We start from the raw sequence: 21,322 nt of genomic DNA, 5'->3' as shown, positions 1-21,322 counted from the left end.
GAATTGAAGCACCCTAGGCGCTCTGAAACTCGTATCTTCAGGTAGTTTGGGTATATACCAGCATAGACTTAGGTTTATTCTGGCGTTTCTCGTGCGACCAAGTTGATTACAAATTCAGCCAATGTACGCAATATCTCAGACTTATTTGCTATAAAGATAGGATTTAGTTTTGAAATTTCGTATAATCCGCGCGAATTTTTCAAACTTGCTGACAAAGGAAGCTAGTTATGGCGATCGAACGCACATTTTCTATCATCAAGCCTGATGCTGTTGCAAAAAACCACATCGGTGCTATCTACAATCGTTTTGAAACTGCTGGTCTTAAGATCGTTGCAGCTAAAATGTTACACCTGACTAAAGAACAAGCAGAAGGTTTCTATGCTGAGCATAGCGAGCGTGGCTTCTTCGGTGCTCTGGTTGCTTTCATGACTTCTGGTCCAATCATGGTTCAAGTATTAGAAGGCGAAAACGCTGTTTTAGCTCACCGTGAAATTTTAGGTGCGACTAACCCAGCTCAAGCGGCTCCAGGTACTATCCGTGCCGATTTCGCTGAAAGCATCGACGAAAACGCAGCACACGGTTCAGATGCGGTTGAATCTGCAGCCCGTGAAATTGCTTATTTCTTCAGTGCTGAAGAACTGTGTCCACGTACTCGTTAATCCGAGTTCTAAGACTAAAGAAGGGAGCCTAATGGCTCCTTTTTTATTGGTCTTTTTAAATTCTGTATGTTTTTTAAATTTTCTTACTTGAAATATTTCCCCCCGTCCTTATATCTATTGCAGGATCGCTCGATGAGGATCCTAGTGTGAATTCTGTGCCGTAAGGACAGAAAATTTAATTCGGCAGACTCTACAACCGTTTTCATCCTGAAAACCGTCCGCCAATTCTCCATATTGCTTAAGACAAGGATATGAATATGCGTAGCTATGATTTAACTCCACTCTACCGCAGTGCCATTGGTTTCGATCGTTTAGCGCAGTTAGCTGAACATGCGGCAGCGAATAATGGTAACTCAGGTTATCCTCCCTATAACATTGAACTTCTTGGCGAAAATCGCTATCGGATCACTATGGCTGTCGCAGGGTTTTCGATGGAGGAGCTTGAGATCAGCAGCGAAGGTGAAAAGTTATTGGTCAAAGGCAATAAAGCCGAAAGCCAAACCGAGCGTAAATACCTGTATCAAGGTATTGCCGAACGTGGGTTTGAGCGCACTTTCCAGTTAGCAGACTATGTCACTGTGCTCGGCGCAAGTTTAGAAAATGGCTTACTCAATGTTGATTTAGTGCGTGAAATTCCTGAAGCGTTAAAGCCACGCAAGATTGAGATCACGTCATCACGCTTATTAGATAACCAATCTTAATCACTCGCTGATGGTTAATATGAAAAGGGGAGCTTAATGCTCCCCTTAATTTATGTTGATGTTAACCTTAGGCTTTCATGGCTTTCTCGCCGCGGGCAAGGCCCACAACCCCCGAACGTGACACTTCGACCACTTTAGTCACTTCACCCATGGCATGGATAAAGGCATCGAGCTTTTCGGTGGTGCCCACCAATTGGATGGTATAGAGGTTGGCGGTGACATCGACGATTTGGCCGCGGAAGATATCGGCGGTGCGCTTAATTTCCTCTCTAAACTCACCTTGGGCACGCACCTTCACGAGGGCGAGTTCTCTCTCTATGTAGGCCGACTCTGTGATGTTGGATACCTTGAGCACATCGATCAGCTTGTGCAGTTGTTTTTCGATTTGCTCGAGGACCATTTCATCGGCAACCACGGTAATATTAAGGCGTGACAGCGTATTATCATCGGTTGGGGCGACCGTCAGACTTTCGATGTTATAGCCTCGTTGTGAAAACAGCCCAACAACACGTGAAAGGGCGCCGGATTGGTTTTCTAATAAAACAGATATAATTCGACGCATTAGCATTTCTCCGTTTTGCTGAGCCACATTTCATTCATCGCGCCACCACGGATCAGCATGGGGTAGACGTGTTCTGTCTCATCCACCATGATGTCGATAAACACCAGTCTGTTCTTCATGGCTAACGCTTCGGCCATCTTAGATTCAAGCTCGGCGGGATCGCTAATCGTCATGCCAACATGGCCATAGGCCTCGGCAATTTTGGCAAAATTAGGCACTGAATCCATATAGGAATGGGAGTGACGGCCAGAGTAAATCATGTCCTGCCACTGCTTTACCATCCCGAGGAAACGGTTGTTTAAGTTGATAATTTTAACCGGGATATCGTATTGCAGTGCGGTCGATAGCTCTTGGATATTCATCTGGATTGAGCCATCTCCCGTGACACACACAACGGTTTCATCGGGCATGGCGAATTTTACGCCCATCGCCGCGGGTAAACCGAAACCCATGGTGCCTAAACCCCCCGAGTTTATCCAGCGGCGCGGCTTATCGAAGGGATAGTAGAGCGCGGCAAACATCTGATGTTGGCCCACATCTGAGGCGACATAGGCATCGCCATTGGTCAGTTTATACAAGGTTTCAATCACTTGCTGTGGTTTAATGCGTCCACTGTCCTTGTCATAGGCCAGACAGTCACGGCTGCGCCACTGCTCAATATCATTCCACCAAGTGGCGATGGCATCGCTGTCGTTGTGTTCATTCGACTCATCCAACAGTGTCAACATGCTGTCTAAAATACTGTCGGCTGAACCCACGATGGGAATATCCACCCGTACGGTTTTTGAAATCGAAGACGGATCGATATCTATATGCAAAATAGTGGCGTTAGGGCAATATTTCTCGACATTATTGGTGGTTCTGTCATCGAAACGCACACCAATCCCAAAGATTAAGTCACAGTTATGCATGGTCATGTTGGCCTCATACCGACCGTGCATGCCAAGCATACCTAAGCTGTTTTTGTGGGTACTAGGAAAAGCGCCAAGCCCCATTAAGGTGCTGACGACTGGGATATTCAGTCTTTCTGCCAACTTAAGGATTTGTTTATCACAGCCAGAGATAATGGCGCCACCACCGACATAGAGTACGGGTTTTTTCGCGGCGAGTAGGGCCTGCAACCCTCGGCGGATCTGGCCTTTATGCCCCGATGTCGTCGGATTATAGGAGCGCATTTTGACGCTTTCAGGATAAACATATTCGTGTAGCAGGGCTGGATTTAAACAATCTTTCGGCAGATCGACAACCACAGGGCCTGGACGGCCAGTGGAGGCGATATAAAACGCTTTTTTAATGATCTCAGGGATTTGAGTTGGATCTTGTACTAAAAAGCTGTGTTTCACCACGGGGCGAGAGATGCCTATCATATCACATTCTTGGAAGGCATCATTACCGATCAAATTGCTTGGAACCTGGCCAGACAAGACAACCAGTGGAATGGAATCCATATAAGCGGTGGCAATACCCGTAATGGCATTGGTGGCACCCGGACCTGAGGTGACTAATACCACGCCCACTTTACCCGTAGCGCGGGCATAGCCATCGGCCATATGTACGGCTGCTTGTTCATGGCGAACGAGTATGTGTTCAATACCGGGGATAAGGTGCAGGGCGTCGTAGATATCTAACACTGAGCCGCCAGGATAACCAAATATGTGCTTTACACCCTCGTCGATCAAGGAGCGCACTATCATACTGGCGCCGGATAACTTTTCCATGTGGAAACTCCTATTGCTATAGTACCGTTACGGTAAACAGTATTGTGTTACAGCGACGGTAATCGCTCTAAAAATAAGCCTGAAGGGTAATTCAGACTCCGATTGCTGAACTTAGGCGATTAAGCGCTAAGTGGCTCATCACTTTGGATGCAGCAGCTGTTGCAATGAACAGATTTTCATCATATTCAAAAAAAACAACATATCAAGCCTTTTATGTAAAAAATAACCAACTTGAAACTTTTTCATCTTTGCATGACGAGGAACAAGCAGAAATAGCCAGGTAATTTAGAACGCTTGATAGTCTTATCTTATATTTTTCATATTGTTAGATGCTTAAGTAGTAAAAACGGCACTATAAGTGCCGTTTTTGTGTGGGATGCTAAATAAGTAGACGTAATTAGTTATTTGCCGCATCTATTGGCTGTCTTTGGTGTTTTGGGCGATTAAATTGACAAATCCCAACCAAGAGCACTGCGCCTAACATCAATGCAGAGAAGGGCACTGCGGTACCGTTATAAAATACCGCGAGTAAGGGGCCCGCGAGTGCACCAAAGCCAAATCTTAGGGTGCCGATAACGGCGGTTGCTGTGCCAGTCTCTTGCTTAAACTTCATTAACACTATGGCATCGGCATTGACCGACATGATCCCTAGGCTTCCCATCAGGGGAATGAGCATAAGCACAGTAAAGTGATAACTCATATCCAGCAGGTTTACGGCTAGTAAACCAACCCCAGCAATAGTCCCAAAGAAGGTCGAGACGTGTAACATTCGCAGCGAGCCATAGCGACCGACAATGCGGGTATTGATAATATTGGCTAGCATCAGGGCGCCGACATTGGTGCTGAATAAAATGGCAAATAAGGATTTGTCTAAGGAAAACACTTCCATATAGACAAAGGGTGAGGCGGTGAGATAGCAGAAAAATGCGAAGGAGGTTAATACACCGCTGGCAATATTGAGTTTAACCCCGGGGCGTGAAAATACGGTGGCATAGGCCCCAAGAAAGGACTTTTGGCTGCGGGTACTGAGATCTTTATCACTGGGCATTTTCAGCAGCATTAGCACCAAAAATAATAGCAGCAAGGCATAGACCGATTGAATGAAAAAGATCAGGTGCCATTCCCCTAACTCTAAAATGAGGCTACCAATGCTCGGCGCGAGCAATGGCGCTAACATCATGATAAGGCTGACGTATGACATGCCCTTAGCCGTGTTGTCGCCATAGACTTCTTTGATATATCCAGGCACAACGACTGTCGCGGCGGCGCCGATAAAGGCCTGTAAAAAGCGCAGTGTCAAAAACACTTCAACCTCCTGCGCCAATCCAATCAATAGGCTGATCAACATAAAGCCCGTCAGGCCCATAATGACCATGGGCCTGCGTCCAATACGGTCGGCTAGTGGTCCAAAACACAACATACCCAGGGCATAACCTCCTAAATAGAGGCTTAAGGATTGCTGTACTGTCGTGATGTCGGTGTGAAAGCTTTGCGCCAATGTCGTCATGGCGGGCAAATACATATCGATAGCTAAAGGCGTGATCGCCACTATGGCGGCGAGCATAGGAATAAGTAGCGCGAGATGGGGAATAGGTCTGTTATTAGTCGCAGAATGTGTTGGCTGTGATTGTGGGTCCACTGTTACCTCGGGTGGAGAAAGAATTGAAAGAGCATAACCTCAGTGTTGCACCTTGTGGTTCAAATTGTACTAGGACAATCCTCTCATCATCCATTCCCACAACAATAAATCGAATTTGCAATAGTTGTGACATTACAAAGAGACATTGGGGTTGAGTACAAGGAGATGACTACTTCGAGCAATATTTTGTGCATATTGCTAAGGTATATCACCAGCGCATATCACTAACGCATATCATAAAAGAGATTAAGCAATAACATAGTAAAGTGCTCGGACAAATAAACCAATCTTAATGACGGGATCTTTACACTTAAATTGTAACTAAAATGAACTTGGATGCTGTGCACCTGCGTTCAAGCGCCGCCAGCAACGGCTTATCAGTCATTCGTTTGATGTTGTCACTCTAGTGTCATACCCGTGTCATCTCACCGTCTTGAATACGGATTAGTGTTACGGGATTTATTTTACCCGACGAATAACAACACATTCAGGAATGATGCAATGAACACAAAACGACTGCCACTTGCTGGCGCTATAGTGGCGAGCCTGTTACTTGGAGCCTGTAGCGGTGATGATGGTGCCGATGGCGAGCAGGGCGATAACGGCTTAAATGCTTTGGTGAAAGTGACGACCTTAGCCATAGATGATACCCATTGTCCCGCCGGTGGTCAGCGTATCGACACAGGTTTAGATGCTAACGGCAATGGTCAATTGGAAGACGCTGAGATTGATGCCGCGCAAACACAGTTTATCTGCCAACCCCAGTCGGCGATGGTGAGTGCTGAACTGATAGCTCGCCATCAAACGGGGGTATATGGCTTAAGTGCGGCGGAAATTGTGGAGTACTATAGTGCTGGCCAACGCATTTTTGTGGTCAATGCGATCAGCGGCAAAGTTGACATCATTGATGCCAGTTTATTAGCTAGCGCCACTAAGTCCTCAGAACCATTAGCCTTGAATAATCTTGATAAGTTAGGTGAACTGGATGTCGCTAAAGATATTGGCCTAAGTTTTATGGGCAGTGTTAACAGTGTCAGTATTTCGGGCAATTTGTTAGCGGCGGCGATTGAGCGGGGTGACGCTGCGGGTAATAAGACCCAAGTCAATGGTTTTGTCGCGTTTTATCAGTTAAATGGCACCGAAGCCCCCCAGTTTATCAGTGCGGTCGAAGTCGGCGCATTACCGGATAATGTGGTTTTTAGCCACGATGGTCAAACCCTGTTGGTTGCCAACGAAGGTGAACCTAATCAAGACTATAGCATCGATCCAGAAGGTAGTGTTGCCATTATTAAGCTCGTGGATGGCAAACCTGTCGCAACGGCAACCTTAGTTGGCTTTAGTGAGTTTAATCAAGGCAATGCCCGCCATAATGAAATCACTAAGAACATTAAGATTAATGGCCCAATGGCGAGTGTTGCCCAGGATTTAGAGCCTGAATATATCAGCATCAGTCCGGATAACAGTCGTGCCTTTGTGAGTCTACAGGAAAACAATGCCATCGCCGTGATTGATATCGCTACTGCCAAAGTAGACAAGATTTTACCCTTGGGCCTGAAGAATTACGGTCTTGATGTGAATAAAATTGATGCGAGCGACAAGGATAATATGGTCAATCTGCAGGCCTATGCGGGTGTCTATGGCATGTATCAAGCCGATACAGTGGCAAGCTATCGCTGGAATAATACCGACTTTATTGTCACGGCAAACGAAGGGGATTCCCGTGACTATGCCGGTTTTTCGGAGGAAGCCCGTGCAGGGGATTTAGTCCTCGATCCCAACCATCCGCAATTTGCCGCCGCTAAGGATAAGACCCAATTAGCCCGTCTTAAAGTGACAAAGAGTATGGGGGATGATGACAATGATGGCGATTACGACAAAATCGTTAGCTTTGGTGCGCGTTCCTTCTCAATCTGGACGGCCGATGGTCAACAGGTTTTCGACAGTGGCAATGATTTTGAACGGATCACCGCAGCGTTACTCAATGATAATTTCAACAATAACAATGAAGAAAATAAAGGCGATAGCCGTAGTGACGATAAGGGACCTGAGCCTGAAGCCTTAGCTCTGGGCAAGATAGGGCAAAAACTTTATGCTTTTATCGGCCTAGAGCGCACCTCGGGTTTTATGATCTACGATGTGACAAATCCCTTCGATGTGCAGTTTGTTGACTATGTGGTCAATCGTGACTTTGAGGCGGATTTCACCATAGATACTGAAACTGGCGAAGTGAAAGGTGATGCGAGCTTAGCGGGGGATTTAGGCCCAGAAGGGATGAAGTTTGTGGGTGCCGATAAGAGTCCAAATGGCCAGTCTTTATTAATCATTGGTAATGAAGTCAGCGGCACAACCAGTGTCTACCAGATTAAAGTGCAGTGACTATTGAGTGCAGTCATTATTTGAGTGCAGTCATTATGAAGTGATCTACCATTCGAAACGGCTATTTAGATAAGGGCTAGATATGGCACTGAGGTGTAGTTATTGCCCTTATCTAACCGCTACTAAGGTGAGCTCAACGCCAGAGAAGTTTTCTGGCGCTTTTATTGGCCTGTTTATAACTTGTTGAATATAAAGAGTTATACTACTGAATAGGCATTTTGCATTAGGGTCTGGAAAGTCGATTCGATACAATCTAATGCGTGTTGAAATTGGGCTTCATTTTCGGCGCCCCCTAGGCTTAAGCGAATAAAATTATCGTGGCAGTTGAAGTCATCACCATTGCGGATCAGCACGCCCTTGGCCGCGAGTGCGGTCACTAAATGATGGGCTTTAAGATCCTCAGGTAATTGCAACCAGCCATTTAAGCCGCGCCATCTCTGTGTTAACCCAAGGCGTTGCCCCATGGCGATACAAAGATTTTGCCGCTGGCGCACTATGGCATCCCTATTGGCAGTGATTTGCCCCTTCTTAATCAACAGGCAAGCGATTTCCACATTAAGCGGCGACACCATCCAGCACTGGCTGTGGATAGCCAATCGAATGGGGGCAATGAGGGCTTCTGGGACTAACATAAACCCTTGCCTTAAGCCCCCGGAAAACAACTTAGAGAGGCTTGAAATATAAATAACCCTTGGGATGTCTAGGTCCTTCGCCAATTGCCACAGCGGGGTATGCCATTCCTCGGGTAAGCAATAATTTACATCATCTTCAATGATATAAAATTGATATTGCTGGGCAAGTTCTAGGAGTTTTAGCCTCTGTTCATCACTGTATTGGATACAGGTGGGATTTTGATTATTGAGGGTGAGGTACACAAGCCGAGGCTGGTGAATCTGCACTAACGCTTCAAAGCGTGCCAGCTCTAGACCCTCTGTCGTTAGGGGGACGCCAATGCTATTGATGCCCAATTGCTTCGCACAAATGCGCACACCGGGATAACTATATTGCTCGTGCAACAATACATCGCCCTTAGACAACAAGGCATTCAAGCAGGCGAAGATAGCCTGCTGACCACCGTGGGTGAAGACAAGTTGCTCCACACTCTGCTCGATTCCCCGTTGATAGAGCCATTGGTGAAAAATCTGCTGGTGTTGATCCAATGGATTGGCGCGATAACCTAACAACTGGCTCAACTTAGCGGGATCTTTCGCTAATTGGCTGAGGCAATCACTTAGGGTACTGATTTGATCCGTAAGAGGTTGTTGGCAGGTCGCCATATTGAGCTGCGCATGGCCAAGCTCTGGGACAGGGGAGGCATTGACATAGGTGCCATCACCGATCCTCGCCTCTACATAACCCCGTTGCTCCGCGAGTGCGTAGGCACGGGTGACAGTGCCAATTGTAATGCCTAAAGCATCGGCTAGGCGGCGTTGCGGTGGTAATTTACAGCCGTGTGGCAAGTCTTTCTGCAAGATCCCCTGTTCTATCGCACTGACTAAGCGCTGATATTTGGGACCTGAAAACACAGTTAGATCGGGCGTCCAAATTGTACCCATGACAATAAATCCATTGATCTCTAATATTCTCAGTATATTATTCATTGCATCGTTTTGTGTCAATCAATGTATGCATACAATTTTAAGGGTGACTATGGATTTTCAACTTTTATACCAAGCACAACTCTGGACGTTAATGGCTTCTGCGGCATTGTTTTGCGCCACTATGACTATGACACCTGGGCCAAACAATATTTTGCTGGCCAGTTCTGGAGCACATTTTGGTGTGCTGCGAACCGTGCCCCATATTGCGGGGATCCGTTTAGGTTCAACCTCTTTGCATTTAGCCGTGCTCCTCGGGCTTGGCGCGCTGTTTGAGGCTTTACCCGTTTTACATCAAGTGCTTAAATATTTTGCCTTGGCTTATTTATTGTATTTAGCCTACCGCCTAGTGACTTCTCCGGTGAGCGCGGCCCACTTAGATGATGGCCACAAGCCAATGACCCTGATCGAAGCGGCCTTGTTTCAGTGGATTAACCCTAAGTCTTGGATGTCGACTATTACCCTCTGTAGTGCATTCACATTGGGGGGGGATGGTTTTTGGTTGAGTGCATTGCTTGGCGTCGTAGTGTTTAATTTGGTTGGGTTTCCCGCTTCCTTTACATGGGTGTTTGTGGGCGCCGCGATCAGCAAAAAGTTGAATACAGATAAACGTCGCCGTGGTTTTAACTGGTTTATGGGGAGTTTGTTGCTCGTCTCTTTACCGATGATTTTGCGTTAAGAGGACGCTAACACCCTAAAAATATTATCGGAAACGGACTCGCGTAATGATTGGCTTTATGTCATAACCAACATAATATTGGTGGCTTTTTTACATGATAGCCCATAGGGTCTTCATTGTAGTGGTTATTGATACCCTCGGGGCTTGGTTTTTCCTCGGGGCGAAGTATATGGAGGTTACCGCGTGAAGTTTCCCAGTTTAGAGTCGGTCATGCCAGGTTTGGCGCAGATGCTGCAGTATGATAAGCAATGGCTTAGGGATGATGTGCGAGCGGGCTTATCGGTTGCCGCTGTGGCCTTGCCTGTGGCGATTGCCTATGCCCAGTTAACGGGGGTGAATGCGGCGGTTGGACTCTATTCCTGCGTTTTACCTATGCTGGTATATGCCCTTTTTGGGACTTCAAAGCAGTTGATTGTGGGGCCTGACGCGGCAACCTGTGCGGTGATCGCCGCCGTTGTGACACCACTTGCCGCTGGCGACAGTATGAAGCACTGGCAACTCGTGATGACCATGACGGCGATGACGGGGTTTTGGTGTTTAATTGCAAGCCGTTTTAGGCTCGGTGTGTTAGCCGATTTTCTCTCCAAGCCTATTCTGATGGGGCTGCTCAATGGGGTTGCGATCACTATTATTGTGGGGCAGTTTTCTAAAATCTTTGGTTTTACCTTTGATGAGCGCTACTTGATTGAGCGCCTCAGTGGTGCTCCTTCATATCTGACTCGAACCCATTGGCCAACCTTGTTGATGGGAGGCGTCACCCTATTGACCTATGGGTTAGTGAAGCGTTATCGCCCCCTATGGCCCGCCTCTATGTGTGCGATGGCAGTGGCAGCATTACTCGTGTGGGGATTTAATCTTACGACTTTTGATATCAATGTAGTGGGTGAGGTTCGCTCCGGTCTGCCATCGTTTCAAGCGCCTGTGTTTGATTTAGGGATCACCCGCGAGCTTGTTGTGCCTGCGCTTAACTTAGCCATGGTGAGTTTTGTGAGCATGATGCTGACGGCGCGGAGTTTTGCGGCTAAAAATGGCTATGATATTGATGCAGATAAAGAATTTAGAGCGCTTGGACTTGCCAATATTGCCTCGGCGTTATCCCAAGGTTTTGCGATCAGTGGCGCGGATTCCCGCACCGCAGTTAACGATGCCAATGGGGGTAAAAGCCAGTTGGTATCCATTATTGCAGCGGTCTTAATTGGGTTAGTGGCCTTATTTTTTACCGCTCCCTTGAAATATATTCCAAGCTCAGCCTTAGGCGTAGTGCTGGTCATTGCCTCAATCTCACTTATCGATATAAAAGCACTGTGGAATCTAAGGGGGAGGGATCGCTCAGCATTTTTATTAGCTTGTATTACGTTGTTTTCTGTGCTGTTTATTGGAGTTATTCCCGGAATTACTCTTGCGGTACTCTTGGGGTTATTTCAGTTTTTAGCGACGGTTATGCGCCCGACGGATCAAGTACTTGGCTTAGATCATAAGGGAGTTATTCGCAGTGTCGACGATTCTGGTAAGGCTAAATCTGTCCCCGGTGTGTTTATCTATCGTTTTAATTCACCGCTGACGTACTTTAATGCCACGTATTTTAAACGACGTTTATTAGAGAAATTTATCCGTGAACCTGAGCCTGTCGATTGCATTATTATCGATGCGGTGCCTTGCTTTACTCACCTAGACTTGAGCGTGATGGCGATGTTAGCGGATTTACATCAACTGCTCAAAAAACGTGGAGTGCGTTTAGTGCTCGCAGGGCGAAAGCGGCAGATGTTAGGCTGGTTTGAGCAGGCGGGGATGCAATCGGGTGAAGGGGGCATTCTAATCCGCCCAGACTTATATTTAGCCCTTAAAATGAACCAAAGCTATAAGCAAGCGTTGGCCGAAGGACAAGCGCCTGTGATACAAAAAGTCCCCGACGATTCAGTGTTATTACACAGCCATTTATAGGGGTATTTCTGGCACAGTTACGCGCGGCTAAAGCTGCGCGTTTTTGTTATAACATAATGATAGCATTAATCTTTTAGTAGTTTATCTAAGGGGATAAAGCCATGATAACTGTAATAACCGAGGGGCCCTAAAAATAAGCTGAGCAAGCACCAAACACATTTTCTGTTAGTGCTGAGTCGTACTGGACTCTTGAAGGCCCGCAGTGCAAATAAACAGTGCAGAATGAGTAAGCCAATGAGCATGGCTGTGATGTTAATATCCATATTATCCAACAGATTTATCCCTATGACCCATGACCTATGATTTAACCCTATATGATCTGGTTGCGGCTATTTTACTCAGATCCTTCTCTTTTAAATAACTCACCTTACGCGATTATTTTACCTATTACTACTGGGTAAAATAAAAATACCCTTTAAAACTTATTCACTTACATTACTACCTAACAAGCTTACCTGTGGTTGGTCAGCTTCCCAGATCACATATTTATCCATTGCCAGAGTAAATATTTCACTGGCGGTGAGTTCAGTTAACCAAGCAATAAGGCGCGGGTAGCTGAGATTGAGATCTCGCTTGGGATCCACGGCATTAAACTGGCGAATAAAAGGGACAATCGCATAATCCGCAAGACTTAACTGGTCATTTATTAAGTACCTATGCCGATTAAGATGGGTTTCAAGGGTGTTCAAAAATACACTCGCAGACAGGAAATAATCGGTCTGCGATTGTGCAGGGTAGCGATCCGCATATTTATATTTGTCGAGCCAAGGTTTAAATTCGTGATCATTTTGATGGATAAGGTGTGCGATTAGCGTTTGCTCATTCACTGTTTGCCCAAGCAGAGATGGGTTGGTATCTGCCACTGGATGGGGGGATGACAGTGCCCAGCGCATAATCTCTAAACTTTCACTGATCACTTGGCCATCGCTGAGCACAAGTACAGGGACAGTTCCCTTAGGAGAGGCCTGCAGTAGGGCGTCGGGTTTGGCTTTCAGGATAATTTCTCTGATCTCCACATTCCGTTGCCCCAGCAGTAATCCTAAGCGGGCTCGCATAGCATAGGGACAACGGCGAAAAGTGTATAAGATGGGTAAGGGCATAGATAAGACTCGTCTCGGTAAGCAACACCATATTATGGGGCTAACTTCTGCAATAGTAACGACTTAGGGCGTGAAATGTTGTGAATAACAACATTTTTTAGTTTGTGCTTGGTGGTAAAAGCATAATGACCTTAATTTTTATCAGTGTTTATTCGCCTGTGACTCAGGTAGAATTTCGCGCGATTTTGCGACCTACAGCAAGGCTTGTGGGTCATTCATAGATTTATGCACTGGAAATTAAGTTCCAGCCAGCAGATGAGGGTGTTATGTCTAAGGTTGTTGTGTGCGCTTTATATAAATTTGTTGCGCTGCCTCAGTTTGAAACCATTAGAGAGCCATTATTGACCATGATGGAACGGGCGGAAATTAAAGGGACCTTACTGCTTGCCAGCGAAGGGATTAATGGCACTGTGGCGGGCTCACAGGCCTCGATCGAGGCGTTACTCGCATGGCTAAATAGCCAGAGTGGCTTAGACAACATTGTTTACAAGTTGTCCTTCGACGATGAAATGCCCTTTTACCGCACTAAGGTTAAATTAAAAAAAGAAATTGTCACTATGGGCGTTGAAGGCATCGATCCCCTTAAAGTGGTGGGCACCTATGTTAAGCCACAGGATTGGAATGCATTGATTTCCGATCCCGAGGTGATCTTAGTCGATACCCGCAATGATTATGAAGTGCAAATTGGCACCTTTAAAAACGCCATCAACCCTGTGACTGAAACCTTCAGGGAATTTCCAGAATACGTGAAACAGAATTTAGATCCGGCCAAACATAAAAAGGTGGCCATGTTCTGTACTGGTGGTATTCGTTGTGAAAAGTCAACAGCTTACTTAAAGGAGCAAGGTTTCGAAGAGGTGTATCACCTCGAGGGCGGGATCCTTAAATATCTTGAAGAAGTCAAGCAGGAAGAAAGCCTGTGGGAAGGTGAGTGCTTCGTGTTTGATAACCGTGTTGCCGTCGATCATGATTTAAAGAAAGGGCAATACGATCAATGCAATGCTTGCCGCATGCCTATCACTGAAGCTGAAAAACAGAGCACCGCCTATGTACAGGGCGTGAGTTGCCCACATTGCATCGACAAGATTTCCGATGAGCAGCGCAAGCGTTTTGTCGAGCGTGAACGTCAAGTCAATCTGGCTAAATCACGTAACGAAGCGCATATAGGTAGCGATGTGAATCAAGTCATTGAAGCGCGCCGTGGAAAAAAAGAAGCGCAGCGACAACTTGCCGCACAGCAGAATAAAATGAAACAAGCGGGTACGGTGTAACGGGGACACGGCCTAAGGTGCTCTCACCCAAGATGCGATTATCTAAGGCTCTGCCACTTTAAAAACGAGTGTCTGTGATGTGTTGATAAAAATAGCCCGACTTGCTCGGGCCTTTTTTATATCGGTTTTATACCTTTAGCTTCAATTTATGATAACTTTCAGCGCTGAGTGGTGTGAACATCAGGGATCTATTTCCGGCAAGGTAGGCAAAACCCATGAGTATTTGGAAAGAGTTATACGATATCTTCGATAAAGAGCGCAGCCGGATAAAAATTACGATCGGAAGATTAAATCTTTGTTCCGTTTTTTAGTGTTCTTAGTGGCTCACCTCGAAGAACGCCCCTTAAGTCGTCAAGCGGCCAGAAGGGCATAATGCTTGCCTTGGGTTGTGCTATTTTTTAACTCTCTGTCCATGGGTATCAATCACCACTTCACCGTCTTCCTTGGTAAAGGCGCCTAATTGGGGGTTAGGCAAAATATCCAATACCTGCTCCGAGGGGCGGCAGAGTCGGGTGCCTAATGGCGTAACGACTATGGGTCGATTAATTAGGATGGGGTACTCGAGCATAAAATCGATTAATTCACTGTCGCTAAATTTATCTTCGCTTAAGCCTAATGCTTCATAGGGCTCGACATTTTGCCGCAGTAAACTGCGCACCGAAATATCCATATCCGCAATCAGTTGCAGCAGGGTTTGGCGATTTGGCGGAGTCTCAAGGTAGAGGATAATGCTCGGCTCAACCCCAGTATTGCGGATAAGGCCTAAGGTGTTACGCGATGTGCCACAGGCCGGATTGTGGTAAATCTTAATGCCGTCATCAATCATATTAGTCATAACATGTCTCTGAAAAAGTATCTCTTATAAAAAGAGTCCGTAGGCACTTAAAATTACGCTTAAGTACCCACGCGCTTAGATTAGAAGGAGAGGCGCAGTGCCAGTGCCGCTAGGGTGACAAATAGCACTGGTAGTGTCATCACTATGCCGACGCGGAAATAATAACCCCAGGTTATATTGATATTTTTCTGCGCTAGCACATGCAGCCATAGCAGCGTCGCTAAACTGCCAATGGGGGTGATTTTGGGGCCTAAATCGCTGCCGATGATATTGGCGTAGACCATGGCCTCTTTAATCACGCCAGTGGCCGTACTGCCATCAATTGACAGGGCGCCGACTAATACGGTCGGCATGTTGTTCATAATGGACGATAAAAACGCGACCAAGAAGCCTGTGCCCATAGTGGCGACCCAAAGCCCTTGTTCTGCCAGGCTATTTAATAAGCTTGATAGATAATCCGTTAAGCCTGCGTTGCGAAGACCATAAACCACCAAATACATACCGAGTGAAAACACCACTATCTGCCATGGCGCGCCTCGCAGTACCTTAGTGGTATCTATGGCATGGCCTTTTTTGGCGACTATAAACAGAATTAGGGCGCCCACGGCAGCGACTAAACTTACGGGCACGCCAAGGGGTTCTAAGCCAAAAAAGCCGACTAAGAGTAAGACTAAAACTCCCCAACCGGTTTTAAAGGTGTTGGGATCGCGGATAGCGGCCTTAGGTTCGCGCAATTTTTCTAGGTCGTAGGTGGCGGGAATATCTTTGCGAAAAAATAGCTGTAGCATGACTAAGCTGGCACCAATAGCGGCTATATCGACGGGCACCATCACGGCGGCATATTCGTTAAAGCCTATGTTGAAAAAGTCCGCCGAAACGATATTGACTAAGTTAGAGACGATTAATGGTAGACTTGCGGTATCGGCAATAAAACCCGCCGCCATCACGAAGGCTAAGGTTGCTCCGGCGCTAAAGCCAAGTGCCAGTAACATCGCAATCACTATGGGGGTGAGGATCAACGCCGCGCCATCATTGGCGAATAAGGCGGCAACGGTAGCGCCGAGTAACACTATGTAAGTAAAGAGTAAACGGCCACGACCATTACCCCAACGCGCCACATGCAGCGCGGCCCATTCGAAAAATCCCGACTCATCCAATAATAAACTGATGATGATCACGGCGATAAAGGTGGCGGTTGCATTCCAGACAATATTCCACACCACAGGAATATCCCCTAACTGCACTACACCGAGCAGCAAGGCCAATACGGCGCCCAAGGTGGCACTCCAACCTATACCTAATCCCTTAGGCTGCCAAATCACTAACACTAGGGTGAGAACAAAAATTGCCCCTGCCAACCACATATAACCTCCTGAAAGGGCAGAGAATTGCCACCCTAACTATAAAAATGCCAATAACGAGGCATAAATGTCATTTTGCCCTTTGGCTCAGTCGAATCATATTAATATATGAATTTTCATATATATTACCTCGAAAAAAATGCGAGTCAAACAACCGTTGGATGTTTATCGCCAAGACATCAGTTCCATCACAAATTAAGAGATTGCTCCCTAAGCATCAGCGAATCTACTACCCCTTGGCCGCTGTGAACGCCGCCCTCTGTCACCATGGCAGATTTGCTGCGAATTAAATAACCCGCATAGCTAGGACTATCGGCATTTTCATTGACAGCGGGTAAGCCATCACAGTGAACGCTGAACATGCCAATTTCAGGGATCAAGTCATCGATAATTTGTATTTCACCATTACGTACCACTAAGGCTGGTGTTGCTCTGGGGTGTGGGTGTAAACGACGCATTAAGGACCATACTGGATATTGTGAGGGCTCAAGCTCGGCTAATTTACGTGGGATATCAGTTCCAAAGAGGCAATGACCGCCGCCTTCACCTTGATTTTTCAATACCCAAGCATCTAATGGGGACTCGGCTATTAACTGGGCGCTCTGTGCGGTGACTGGGCGCATTTCACCGAGGAGTGACTTGACCATGCTGGCTTCTGGCTGGGTTAATCCAAACTGAGTCAAGGTCAGTTCATCCATAGAAGAGAGCAACATTTGTATCCTCTTACTGGTTGCCAACTGCTGGCCTAAGGTGGCATTGAGGGCGATGCGATGTTGTTCAAGCAACACCCGGATCCCCATCAGGGCTTGGTAGTCCCTGTTGCCATTGATGTCGACGCTTGCATAATCTGCAAACTGATAACCCGCACGCAGATAAACGGTATCAATTGTCCCCACGCCTCCGAGTATTAGCCGATGTTTTACGCCGGTGGTGAGTTGCCCTTGGAGTTCACTGAAGGTTCTGCGCAGGGTCTGGATCCCTTTTTGCTGCAGCGCGAGTTCGAGCAAATGCTGATCGAACACATTGTCTTCATTTTCTTGCACTATCATCAAAAATCTTGCCGGTCCTGGATCTTCAAATTCCTGTTTTATCTTAAAGGTCGCTGTTGCTATGCCTGCGGATAATTGTTCAATAGCATGATTCTCAACAAGTTCCCCCATAGGCAGTTGATGCCATTGCTGCTGTAAATAGCGATGAAGTTGATGGGCCCGCTGACCAAAGGGGCCCATACCCGCCGCTATGCCATTAAATTCCACCAGTTTCGGCCCTAAGTCCCTATCGTCCATAAAGTCGCTACGCATAATAAGCAGTGGCATTCTTGGGGCTTTAGTGGCAGAGCCATGCAACTGTTGATGGGCCCTCAGTAGCGCGGTAAAGAAGGGGTCGCTTGCTGTTATGGGGTGAATTGCATCAACTAAAAAGGCATGTGCTTCAGATACATAATGGATAAGTTTACCCAGTGGTTCTACAGCGCATGTTAGATATTGATAGTGTTCTTTACTGATTAAACTCGGCGTTAGGGTAAATGGGGCATGGCGGGCAGAATACGCCGTTTCTTTAAAGGCCATAGCATGGGTTAGCGCCCATTCTATGGCATCATCTTTGGCTGTTAATGGCACAGTTAAACTCATGTTGATTCTCTTAAGCTGACAGCGTTTATCGGCAATACCCGTCTTTGCATCGGTAGGATTGGGCCCTAAGGCACTCACTTTAAGGGCATATTGTGAGTGCCACATCGAACTAGATCATTATTTTGTGTATTAGCTGCGAGCGAGTGCAGTGATGAGTGCATTTTTATAGGATCCATGTTTGTAGTGAGCAATGAGTTGTTTTATTAGGGTGAGTAAATCCTGTGATATCCATATTTACATATATGATAATTCATATATAGTGTCTTGTTAAAGGCTCTCTTGATAAAAGCCCTATACCCTGAAAATGCGTGCCGCTTCTCAGTCTTGGTGGTGAGGGGTATTTATAACTTGCTGAAGTCTTAAGAATTAAGCTCAAGACTTGCTCTTGAGTCGCTGCGAGTACACAGCCGATAGCAGAACAAACCTTTACATTCTAAGGACATCAATGATGAATCCGACTCAGTTTTTTAAATGTTTAGCCGATGAAACGCGCCTGCGTTGTTTGATGCTTATTCAGCAGGAAGGCGAACTGTGTGTGTGTGAATTAACTGAAGCCTTGCAAGAGATCCAGCCTAAGATTTCACGGCATTTAGCCCAATTGCGTAAATGCGGATTATTAGTCGATCGCCGTCAGGGACAATGGATTTTCTATCGTATTAGTACTGATTTACCCAAATGGAGTCAGTTGGTATTAAGTGAAGTAACGAGCGAAAACACGCTTTTCCTCGAAGAGAATATGCGCAATCTGTGTAAAATGGGCGGACGACCCGATCGTGCTAAAGCCTGCTGTTAGCCGATTAACAGTAAAAAATTTAACCTAAAACATACGTTTTTTCATATGTTTATGCGTTCAAGGTACTTAGCGATAATAGGGTGGTGGGGTCATGCTGCAATTATTCTCAGATTTAGCGAGTTGGTTAGCCTTTGGAGTGATGGGTTTAGATCCCAATACTAAGCTCGCCGACGCAGTGCATTTTTTTATTGAAGATACCAGTAAGATTTTTGCGCTCCTGCTGCTGATGATTTACGCCATTGCCTTAGTGAGGGCGTCGCTCAATGTTGAGCGTGTGCGAGATTACTTAGCGGGCAAAAATCGCTTTATTGGGTATTTTATGGGGGCGGGCTTTGGCGCTGTCACCCCATTCTGCTCATGTTCGAGCATTCCGGTTTTTTTAGGCTTTACCTCCGCCGGGATCCCCGTTGGGATCACTATGGCGTTTTTGATCACTTCGCCATTAATTAATGAAGTGGCCGTTCTGCTGCTGATGAGTCTGCTGGGCTGGAAGTTCACAGTGATCTATGTGGTGGTGGGTATGTCGGTGGGTATACTCGCTGGCACATTTTTAGATGCTATTCGTGCCGAACGCTGGCTACAGTCCTTTGCGGCAAAAGCACTCGAACAAGGAAAGGCGCAGGCGGATCTCAATAATGGCACTGGTGCGTCTGCGGCGGCCATGACGTTAACCGAGCGACATGAGTTTGCAAAAGGCGAGACTCTAGAGATTTTTGGCCGGGTGTGGAAATGGGTCATTATTGGGGTCGGACTTGGCGCGGCGCTCCATGGGTTCGTCCCCGATGGGTGGATTGAAGCTCACCTAGGTGACGGTCAATGGTGGTCGGTTCCGGCGGCGGTATTGATAGGGATCCCTCTGTACTCTAATGCGACTGGGGTCATTCCCGTCATGGAAAGCCTTATCACTAACGGTCTTCCCATAGGCACAACATTGGCATTTTGTATGTCGACGGTGGCCGCGAGTTTCCCCGAATTTATTTTGCTTAAACAGGTGATGCAATGGCGTTTACTGGCCATCGTTTTTGCCATTCTATTGATTGCATTCACTCTTATAGGGTGGATATTTAACGCTATCAGTCCCATGTTGTGAGGATTATAAAATGTTAAACATCAAAGTTTTAGGTAGTGGTTGCACTAAATGCACTAAAACCGCCGAGATCATTACCAGCATTGCGAATGAGAAGGGCATCAGTATTACTCTGGTGAAGGAAACCAACCCCGAAGTCATTATGGGCTATAAGGTGGTGAGCACACCCGCCGTGGTAATTGATGAGAAGCTTGTGCATTGGGGCTCAATTCCCCATAGAGACATGATTGAATCCTGGTTAGTGGGGTAACACTGAGATGTCACATCCATTTGATATTTTGCCGCTAGAAAGTGGCGCTCGCTTGATTTTCACTCCTTGCCCTGGCACTAAGTCTGTCCCTCTCGCGGAGGCGGTGACAACACTTAACGCTGCGGGGACTGAGGTTATCATCACCTTAATGCCGCTTGGTGAATTGCACACCTTTGGCGCTGCATTATTGCCTGATATTTGCCGTGAAGCGGGGATCCGTTGGCTGCATTTACCCATAGAAGATGATGCATCGCCCGCAGAGGAGTTTGAGCTTGCATTTGCAAAGTACAGGGCAGAGCTACTGACCTTGATGCAAAACAAAGCGACGATTGCGATTCATTGCCGTGGTGGTTCAGGGCGTACGGGATTAATGGCGGCAATCTTGCTGTTATTGGCGGGAGGCTCCTTGGCTGAAGTGATTACTCAAGTGCAATCGATTCGCCCTAACGCCTTAACCAATGTGCATCAGCGCGGCTATATTGACCAGTTAACGCTTTAATAAGAGTAACGCTTTAATTTTAAACAAATAATATAAAGCACATACGATAAAACTGAGTGTGAAGGAAACAGGTATGACAATCAAAATCGGGATCAATGGCTTTGGCCGTATGGGACGGTTAGCGCTGCGCGCCGCTTGGGGCTGGGATGAGGTGGAATTTGTGCAGATTAATGATCCCGCAGGGGATGCGGCGACCTTAGCCCATTTGCTCACCTTCGACTCAGTGCATGGCCGTTGGCTGCATGAGGCGAGCAGCGATGGCGATAACATCATTATTGATGGCAAGCGTATCGCCTGCACCCGCAATAAAACCATCGCCGAAACCGATTGGTCCGCCTGCGATGTGGTGATTGAAGCTTCGGGTAAGATGAAAACCAAAGCCGTGCTGCAAGCTTATTTAGATCAAGGCGTTAAACGCGTTGTGGTGACGGCGCCCGTTAAAGAAGAGGGCGTGTTAAACGTGGTGATGGGAGTGAATCATCAGCGCTATGATAAAGCCATTCATCCGATTGTCACCGCGGCTTCCTGTACCACTAACTGCTTAGCGCCAATTGTTAAAGTGATCCACGAAAACCTCGGCATAGTGCATGGCTCGATGACGACTATTCATGATATTACCAAT

The 21,322-nt window shown here is 46.6% G+C and carries 20 protein-coding genes; 11 read left to right on the top strand and 9 right to left on the bottom strand.

Translation table 11 applies throughout. The annotated features are described in order from the left end of the window. Window positions 1-227: 227 nt before the first annotated feature. The gene (gene ndk / locus COW15_RS14150) at window positions 228-659 is read left to right on the top strand and encodes a nucleoside-diphosphate kinase (RefSeq protein WP_011789197.1); all 432 of its coding nucleotides are present in this window, start codon (window positions 228-230) and stop codon (window positions 657-659) included. A gap of 257 nt (window positions 660-916) precedes the next feature. Beyond that, a complete protein-coding gene (locus tag COW15_RS14145) occupies window positions 917-1,360 on the top strand; it encodes an Hsp20 family protein (protein WP_293633164.1) in 444 nt (147 codons plus the stop codon). Window positions 1,361-1,427: 67 nt separating this feature from the next. On the opposite strand, the gene ilvN is transcribed toward COW15_RS14145, so the two are convergent. The 3 genes from ilvN to COW15_RS14130 form a co-directional block, all read right to left on the bottom strand. Then, window positions 1,428-1,922: an acetolactate synthase small subunit gene (gene ilvN / locus COW15_RS14140; protein ID WP_007648174.1), complete on the bottom strand. Its 495-nt coding sequence runs from the start codon at window positions 1,920-1,922 to the stop codon at window positions 1,428-1,430. Beyond that, complete coding sequence (locus tag COW15_RS14135; RefSeq protein ID WP_293633163.1) at window positions 1,922-3,640, bottom strand: acetolactate synthase 3 large subunit; 1,719 nt, start codon at window positions 3,638-3,640, stop codon at window positions 1,922-1,924. The genes ilvN and COW15_RS14135 overlap by 1 nt, the downstream gene beginning before the upstream one ends. A 397-nt stretch (window positions 3,641-4,037) precedes the next feature. Continuing rightward, on the bottom strand, window positions 4,038-5,279 hold the full coding sequence (locus COW15_RS14130) for a multidrug effflux MFS transporter (protein WP_293633162.1): 1,242 nt from the start codon (window positions 5,277-5,279) through the stop codon (window positions 4,038-4,040). Between the two features lie 501 nt (window positions 5,280-5,780). On the opposite strand from COW15_RS14130, the gene COW15_RS14125 reads away from it, so the two are divergent. Continuing rightward, window positions 5,781-7,655, top strand: a complete 1,875-nt coding sequence (locus COW15_RS14125) for a choice-of-anchor I family protein (RefSeq protein ID WP_293633161.1) — start codon at window positions 5,781-5,783, stop codon at window positions 7,653-7,655. 197 nt (window positions 7,656-7,852) lie between these two features. On the opposite strand, the gene COW15_RS14120 is transcribed toward COW15_RS14125, so the two are convergent. Then, entirely contained in the window at window positions 7,853-9,211 is a 1,359-nt protein-coding gene (locus COW15_RS14120) for a PLP-dependent aminotransferase family protein (protein ID WP_293633160.1), read from the bottom strand. A 94-nt stretch (window positions 9,212-9,305) separates the two neighbouring features. Here COW15_RS14120 and COW15_RS14115 point away from each other — a divergent pair, with 94 nt between their 5' ends. Then, window positions 9,306-9,932 carry a LysE family transporter gene (locus tag COW15_RS14115; protein WP_293633159.1) on the top strand — a complete coding sequence of 209 codons (627 nt, stop codon included), beginning with the start codon at window positions 9,306-9,308 and terminating at the stop codon, window positions 9,930-9,932. A gap of 183 nt (window positions 9,933-10,115) precedes the next feature. Further along, window positions 10,116-11,873: a SulP family inorganic anion transporter gene (locus tag COW15_RS14110; protein ID WP_293633158.1), complete on the top strand. Its 1,758-nt coding sequence runs from the start codon at window positions 10,116-10,118 to the stop codon at window positions 11,871-11,873. A gap of 65 nt (window positions 11,874-11,938) precedes the next feature. On the opposite strand, the gene COW15_RS14105 is transcribed toward COW15_RS14110, so the two are convergent. Further along, window positions 11,939-12,136, bottom strand: coding sequence for a hypothetical protein (locus COW15_RS14105; protein WP_293633167.1), 198 nt, complete (start codon window positions 12,134-12,136; stop codon window positions 11,939-11,941). 159 nt (window positions 12,137-12,295) lie between these two features. Further along, window positions 12,296-12,973, bottom strand: coding sequence for a glutathione S-transferase (locus tag COW15_RS14100; protein WP_293633157.1), 678 nt, complete (start codon window positions 12,971-12,973; stop codon window positions 12,296-12,298). 266 nt (window positions 12,974-13,239) lie between these two features. On the opposite strand from COW15_RS14100, the gene COW15_RS14095 reads away from it, so the two are divergent. Next, complete coding sequence (locus COW15_RS14095) at window positions 13,240-14,244, top strand: rhodanese-related sulfurtransferase (protein WP_293633156.1); 1,005 nt, start codon at window positions 13,240-13,242, stop codon at window positions 14,242-14,244. A gap of 391 nt (window positions 14,245-14,635) precedes the next feature. On the opposite strand, the gene arsC is transcribed toward COW15_RS14095, so the two are convergent. The 3 genes from arsC to COW15_RS14080 all read right to left on the bottom strand — a co-directional run bounded on the left by arsC (window position 14,636) and on the right by COW15_RS14080 (window position 18,071). After that, window positions 14,636-15,070 (bottom strand): glutaredoxin-dependent arsenate reductase, encoded by a 435-nt coding sequence (gene arsC / locus COW15_RS14090; protein ID WP_293633166.1) that lies wholly within the window; start codon window positions 15,068-15,070, stop codon window positions 14,636-14,638. Between the two features lie 89 nt (window positions 15,071-15,159). Further along, window positions 15,160-16,443: an arsenic transporter gene (locus COW15_RS14085; protein WP_293633155.1), complete on the bottom strand. Its 1,284-nt coding sequence runs from the start codon at window positions 16,441-16,443 to the stop codon at window positions 15,160-15,162. Window positions 16,444-16,628: 185 nt separating this feature from the next. Further along, window positions 16,629-18,071 (bottom strand): glutathione synthase, encoded by a 1,443-nt coding sequence (locus tag COW15_RS14080; RefSeq protein ID WP_293633165.1) that lies wholly within the window; start codon window positions 18,069-18,071, stop codon window positions 16,629-16,631. 445 nt (window positions 18,072-18,516) lie between these two features. Between COW15_RS14080 and COW15_RS14075 the strand changes: the two genes are divergently transcribed. The 5 genes from COW15_RS14075 to COW15_RS14055 all read left to right on the top strand — a co-directional run. After that, window positions 18,517-18,864: a metalloregulator ArsR/SmtB family transcription factor gene (locus COW15_RS14075; protein WP_293633154.1), complete on the top strand. Its 348-nt coding sequence runs from the start codon at window positions 18,517-18,519 to the stop codon at window positions 18,862-18,864. A gap of 91 nt (window positions 18,865-18,955) precedes the next feature. Then, window positions 18,956-19,954: a permease gene (locus COW15_RS14070; protein ID WP_293633153.1), complete on the top strand. Its 999-nt coding sequence runs from the start codon at window positions 18,956-18,958 to the stop codon at window positions 19,952-19,954. A 10-nt stretch (window positions 19,955-19,964) separates the two neighbouring features. Further along, window positions 19,965-20,201 (top strand): thioredoxin family protein, encoded by a 237-nt coding sequence (locus tag COW15_RS14065; RefSeq protein ID WP_293633152.1) that lies wholly within the window; start codon window positions 19,965-19,967, stop codon window positions 20,199-20,201. Window positions 20,202-20,208: 7 nt separating this feature from the next. Then, window positions 20,209-20,700, top strand: a complete 492-nt coding sequence (locus COW15_RS14060; RefSeq protein WP_293633151.1) for a tyrosine-protein phosphatase — start codon at window positions 20,209-20,211, stop codon at window positions 20,698-20,700. Window positions 20,701-20,773: 73 nt separating this feature from the next. Next, on the top strand, window positions 20,774-21,322 hold a 549-nt coding region (locus COW15_RS14055; protein ID WP_293633150.1), incomplete at its 3' end, for a glyceraldehyde 3-phosphate dehydrogenase NAD-binding domain-containing protein.

This window comes from Shewanella sp. CG12_big_fil_rev_8_21_14_0_65_47_15 (genome assembly GCF_002783505.1).
In the GTDB taxonomy this organism is placed as follows: domain Bacteria; phylum Pseudomonadota; class Gammaproteobacteria; order Enterobacterales; family Shewanellaceae; genus Shewanella.
This window is presented reverse-complemented; position numbering and strand designations above follow the sequence as displayed.

Coding starts and splice junctions, on each gene's coding strand:
- COW15_RS14145 (WP_293633164.1), top strand. CDS start 917: ATGCGTAGCTATGATTTAACTCCACTCTACCGCAGTGCCATTGGTTTC.
- COW15_RS14105 (WP_293633167.1), bottom strand. CDS start 12,136: ATGGATATTAACATCACAGCCATGCTCATTGGCTTACTCATTCTGCAC.
- COW15_RS14115 (WP_293633159.1), top strand. CDS start 9,306: ATGGATTTTCAACTTTTATACCAAGCACAACTCTGGACGTTAATGGCT.
- COW15_RS14075 (WP_293633154.1), top strand. CDS start 18,517: ATGATGAATCCGACTCAGTTTTTTAAATGTTTAGCCGATGAAACGCGC.
- COW15_RS14060 (WP_293633151.1), top strand. CDS start 20,209: ATGTCACATCCATTTGATATTTTGCCGCTAGAAAGTGGCGCTCGCTTG.
- COW15_RS14080 (WP_293633165.1), bottom strand. CDS start 18,071: ATGAGTTTAACTGTGCCATTAACAGCCAAAGATGATGCCATAGAATGG.
- COW15_RS14135 (WP_293633163.1), bottom strand. CDS start 3,640: ATGGAAAAGTTATCCGGCGCCAGTATGATAGTGCGCTCCTTGATCGAC.
- arsC (WP_293633166.1), bottom strand. CDS start 15,070: ATGATTGATGACGGCATTAAGATTTACCACAATCCGGCCTGTGGCACA.
- COW15_RS14120 (WP_293633160.1), bottom strand. CDS start 9,211: ATGGGTACAATTTGGACGCCCGATCTAACTGTGTTTTCAGGTCCCAAA.
- COW15_RS14095 (WP_293633156.1), top strand. CDS start 13,240: ATGTCTAAGGTTGTTGTGTGCGCTTTATATAAATTTGTTGCGCTGCCT.
- ilvN (WP_007648174.1), bottom strand. CDS start 1,922: ATGCGTCGAATTATATCTGTTTTATTAGAAAACCAATCCGGCGCCCTT.
- COW15_RS14065 (WP_293633152.1), top strand. CDS start 19,965: ATGTTAAACATCAAAGTTTTAGGTAGTGGTTGCACTAAATGCACTAAA.
- COW15_RS14125 (WP_293633161.1), top strand. CDS start 5,781: ATGAACACAAAACGACTGCCACTTGCTGGCGCTATAGTGGCGAGCCTG.
- COW15_RS14100 (WP_293633157.1), bottom strand. CDS start 12,973: ATGCCCTTACCCATCTTATACACTTTTCGCCGTTGTCCCTATGCTATG.
- COW15_RS14085 (WP_293633155.1), bottom strand. CDS start 16,443: ATGTGGTTGGCAGGGGCAATTTTTGTTCTCACCCTAGTGTTAGTGATT.
- COW15_RS14070 (WP_293633153.1), top strand. CDS start 18,956: ATGCTGCAATTATTCTCAGATTTAGCGAGTTGGTTAGCCTTTGGAGTG.
- ndk (WP_011789197.1), top strand. CDS start 228: ATGGCGATCGAACGCACATTTTCTATCATCAAGCCTGATGCTGTTGCA.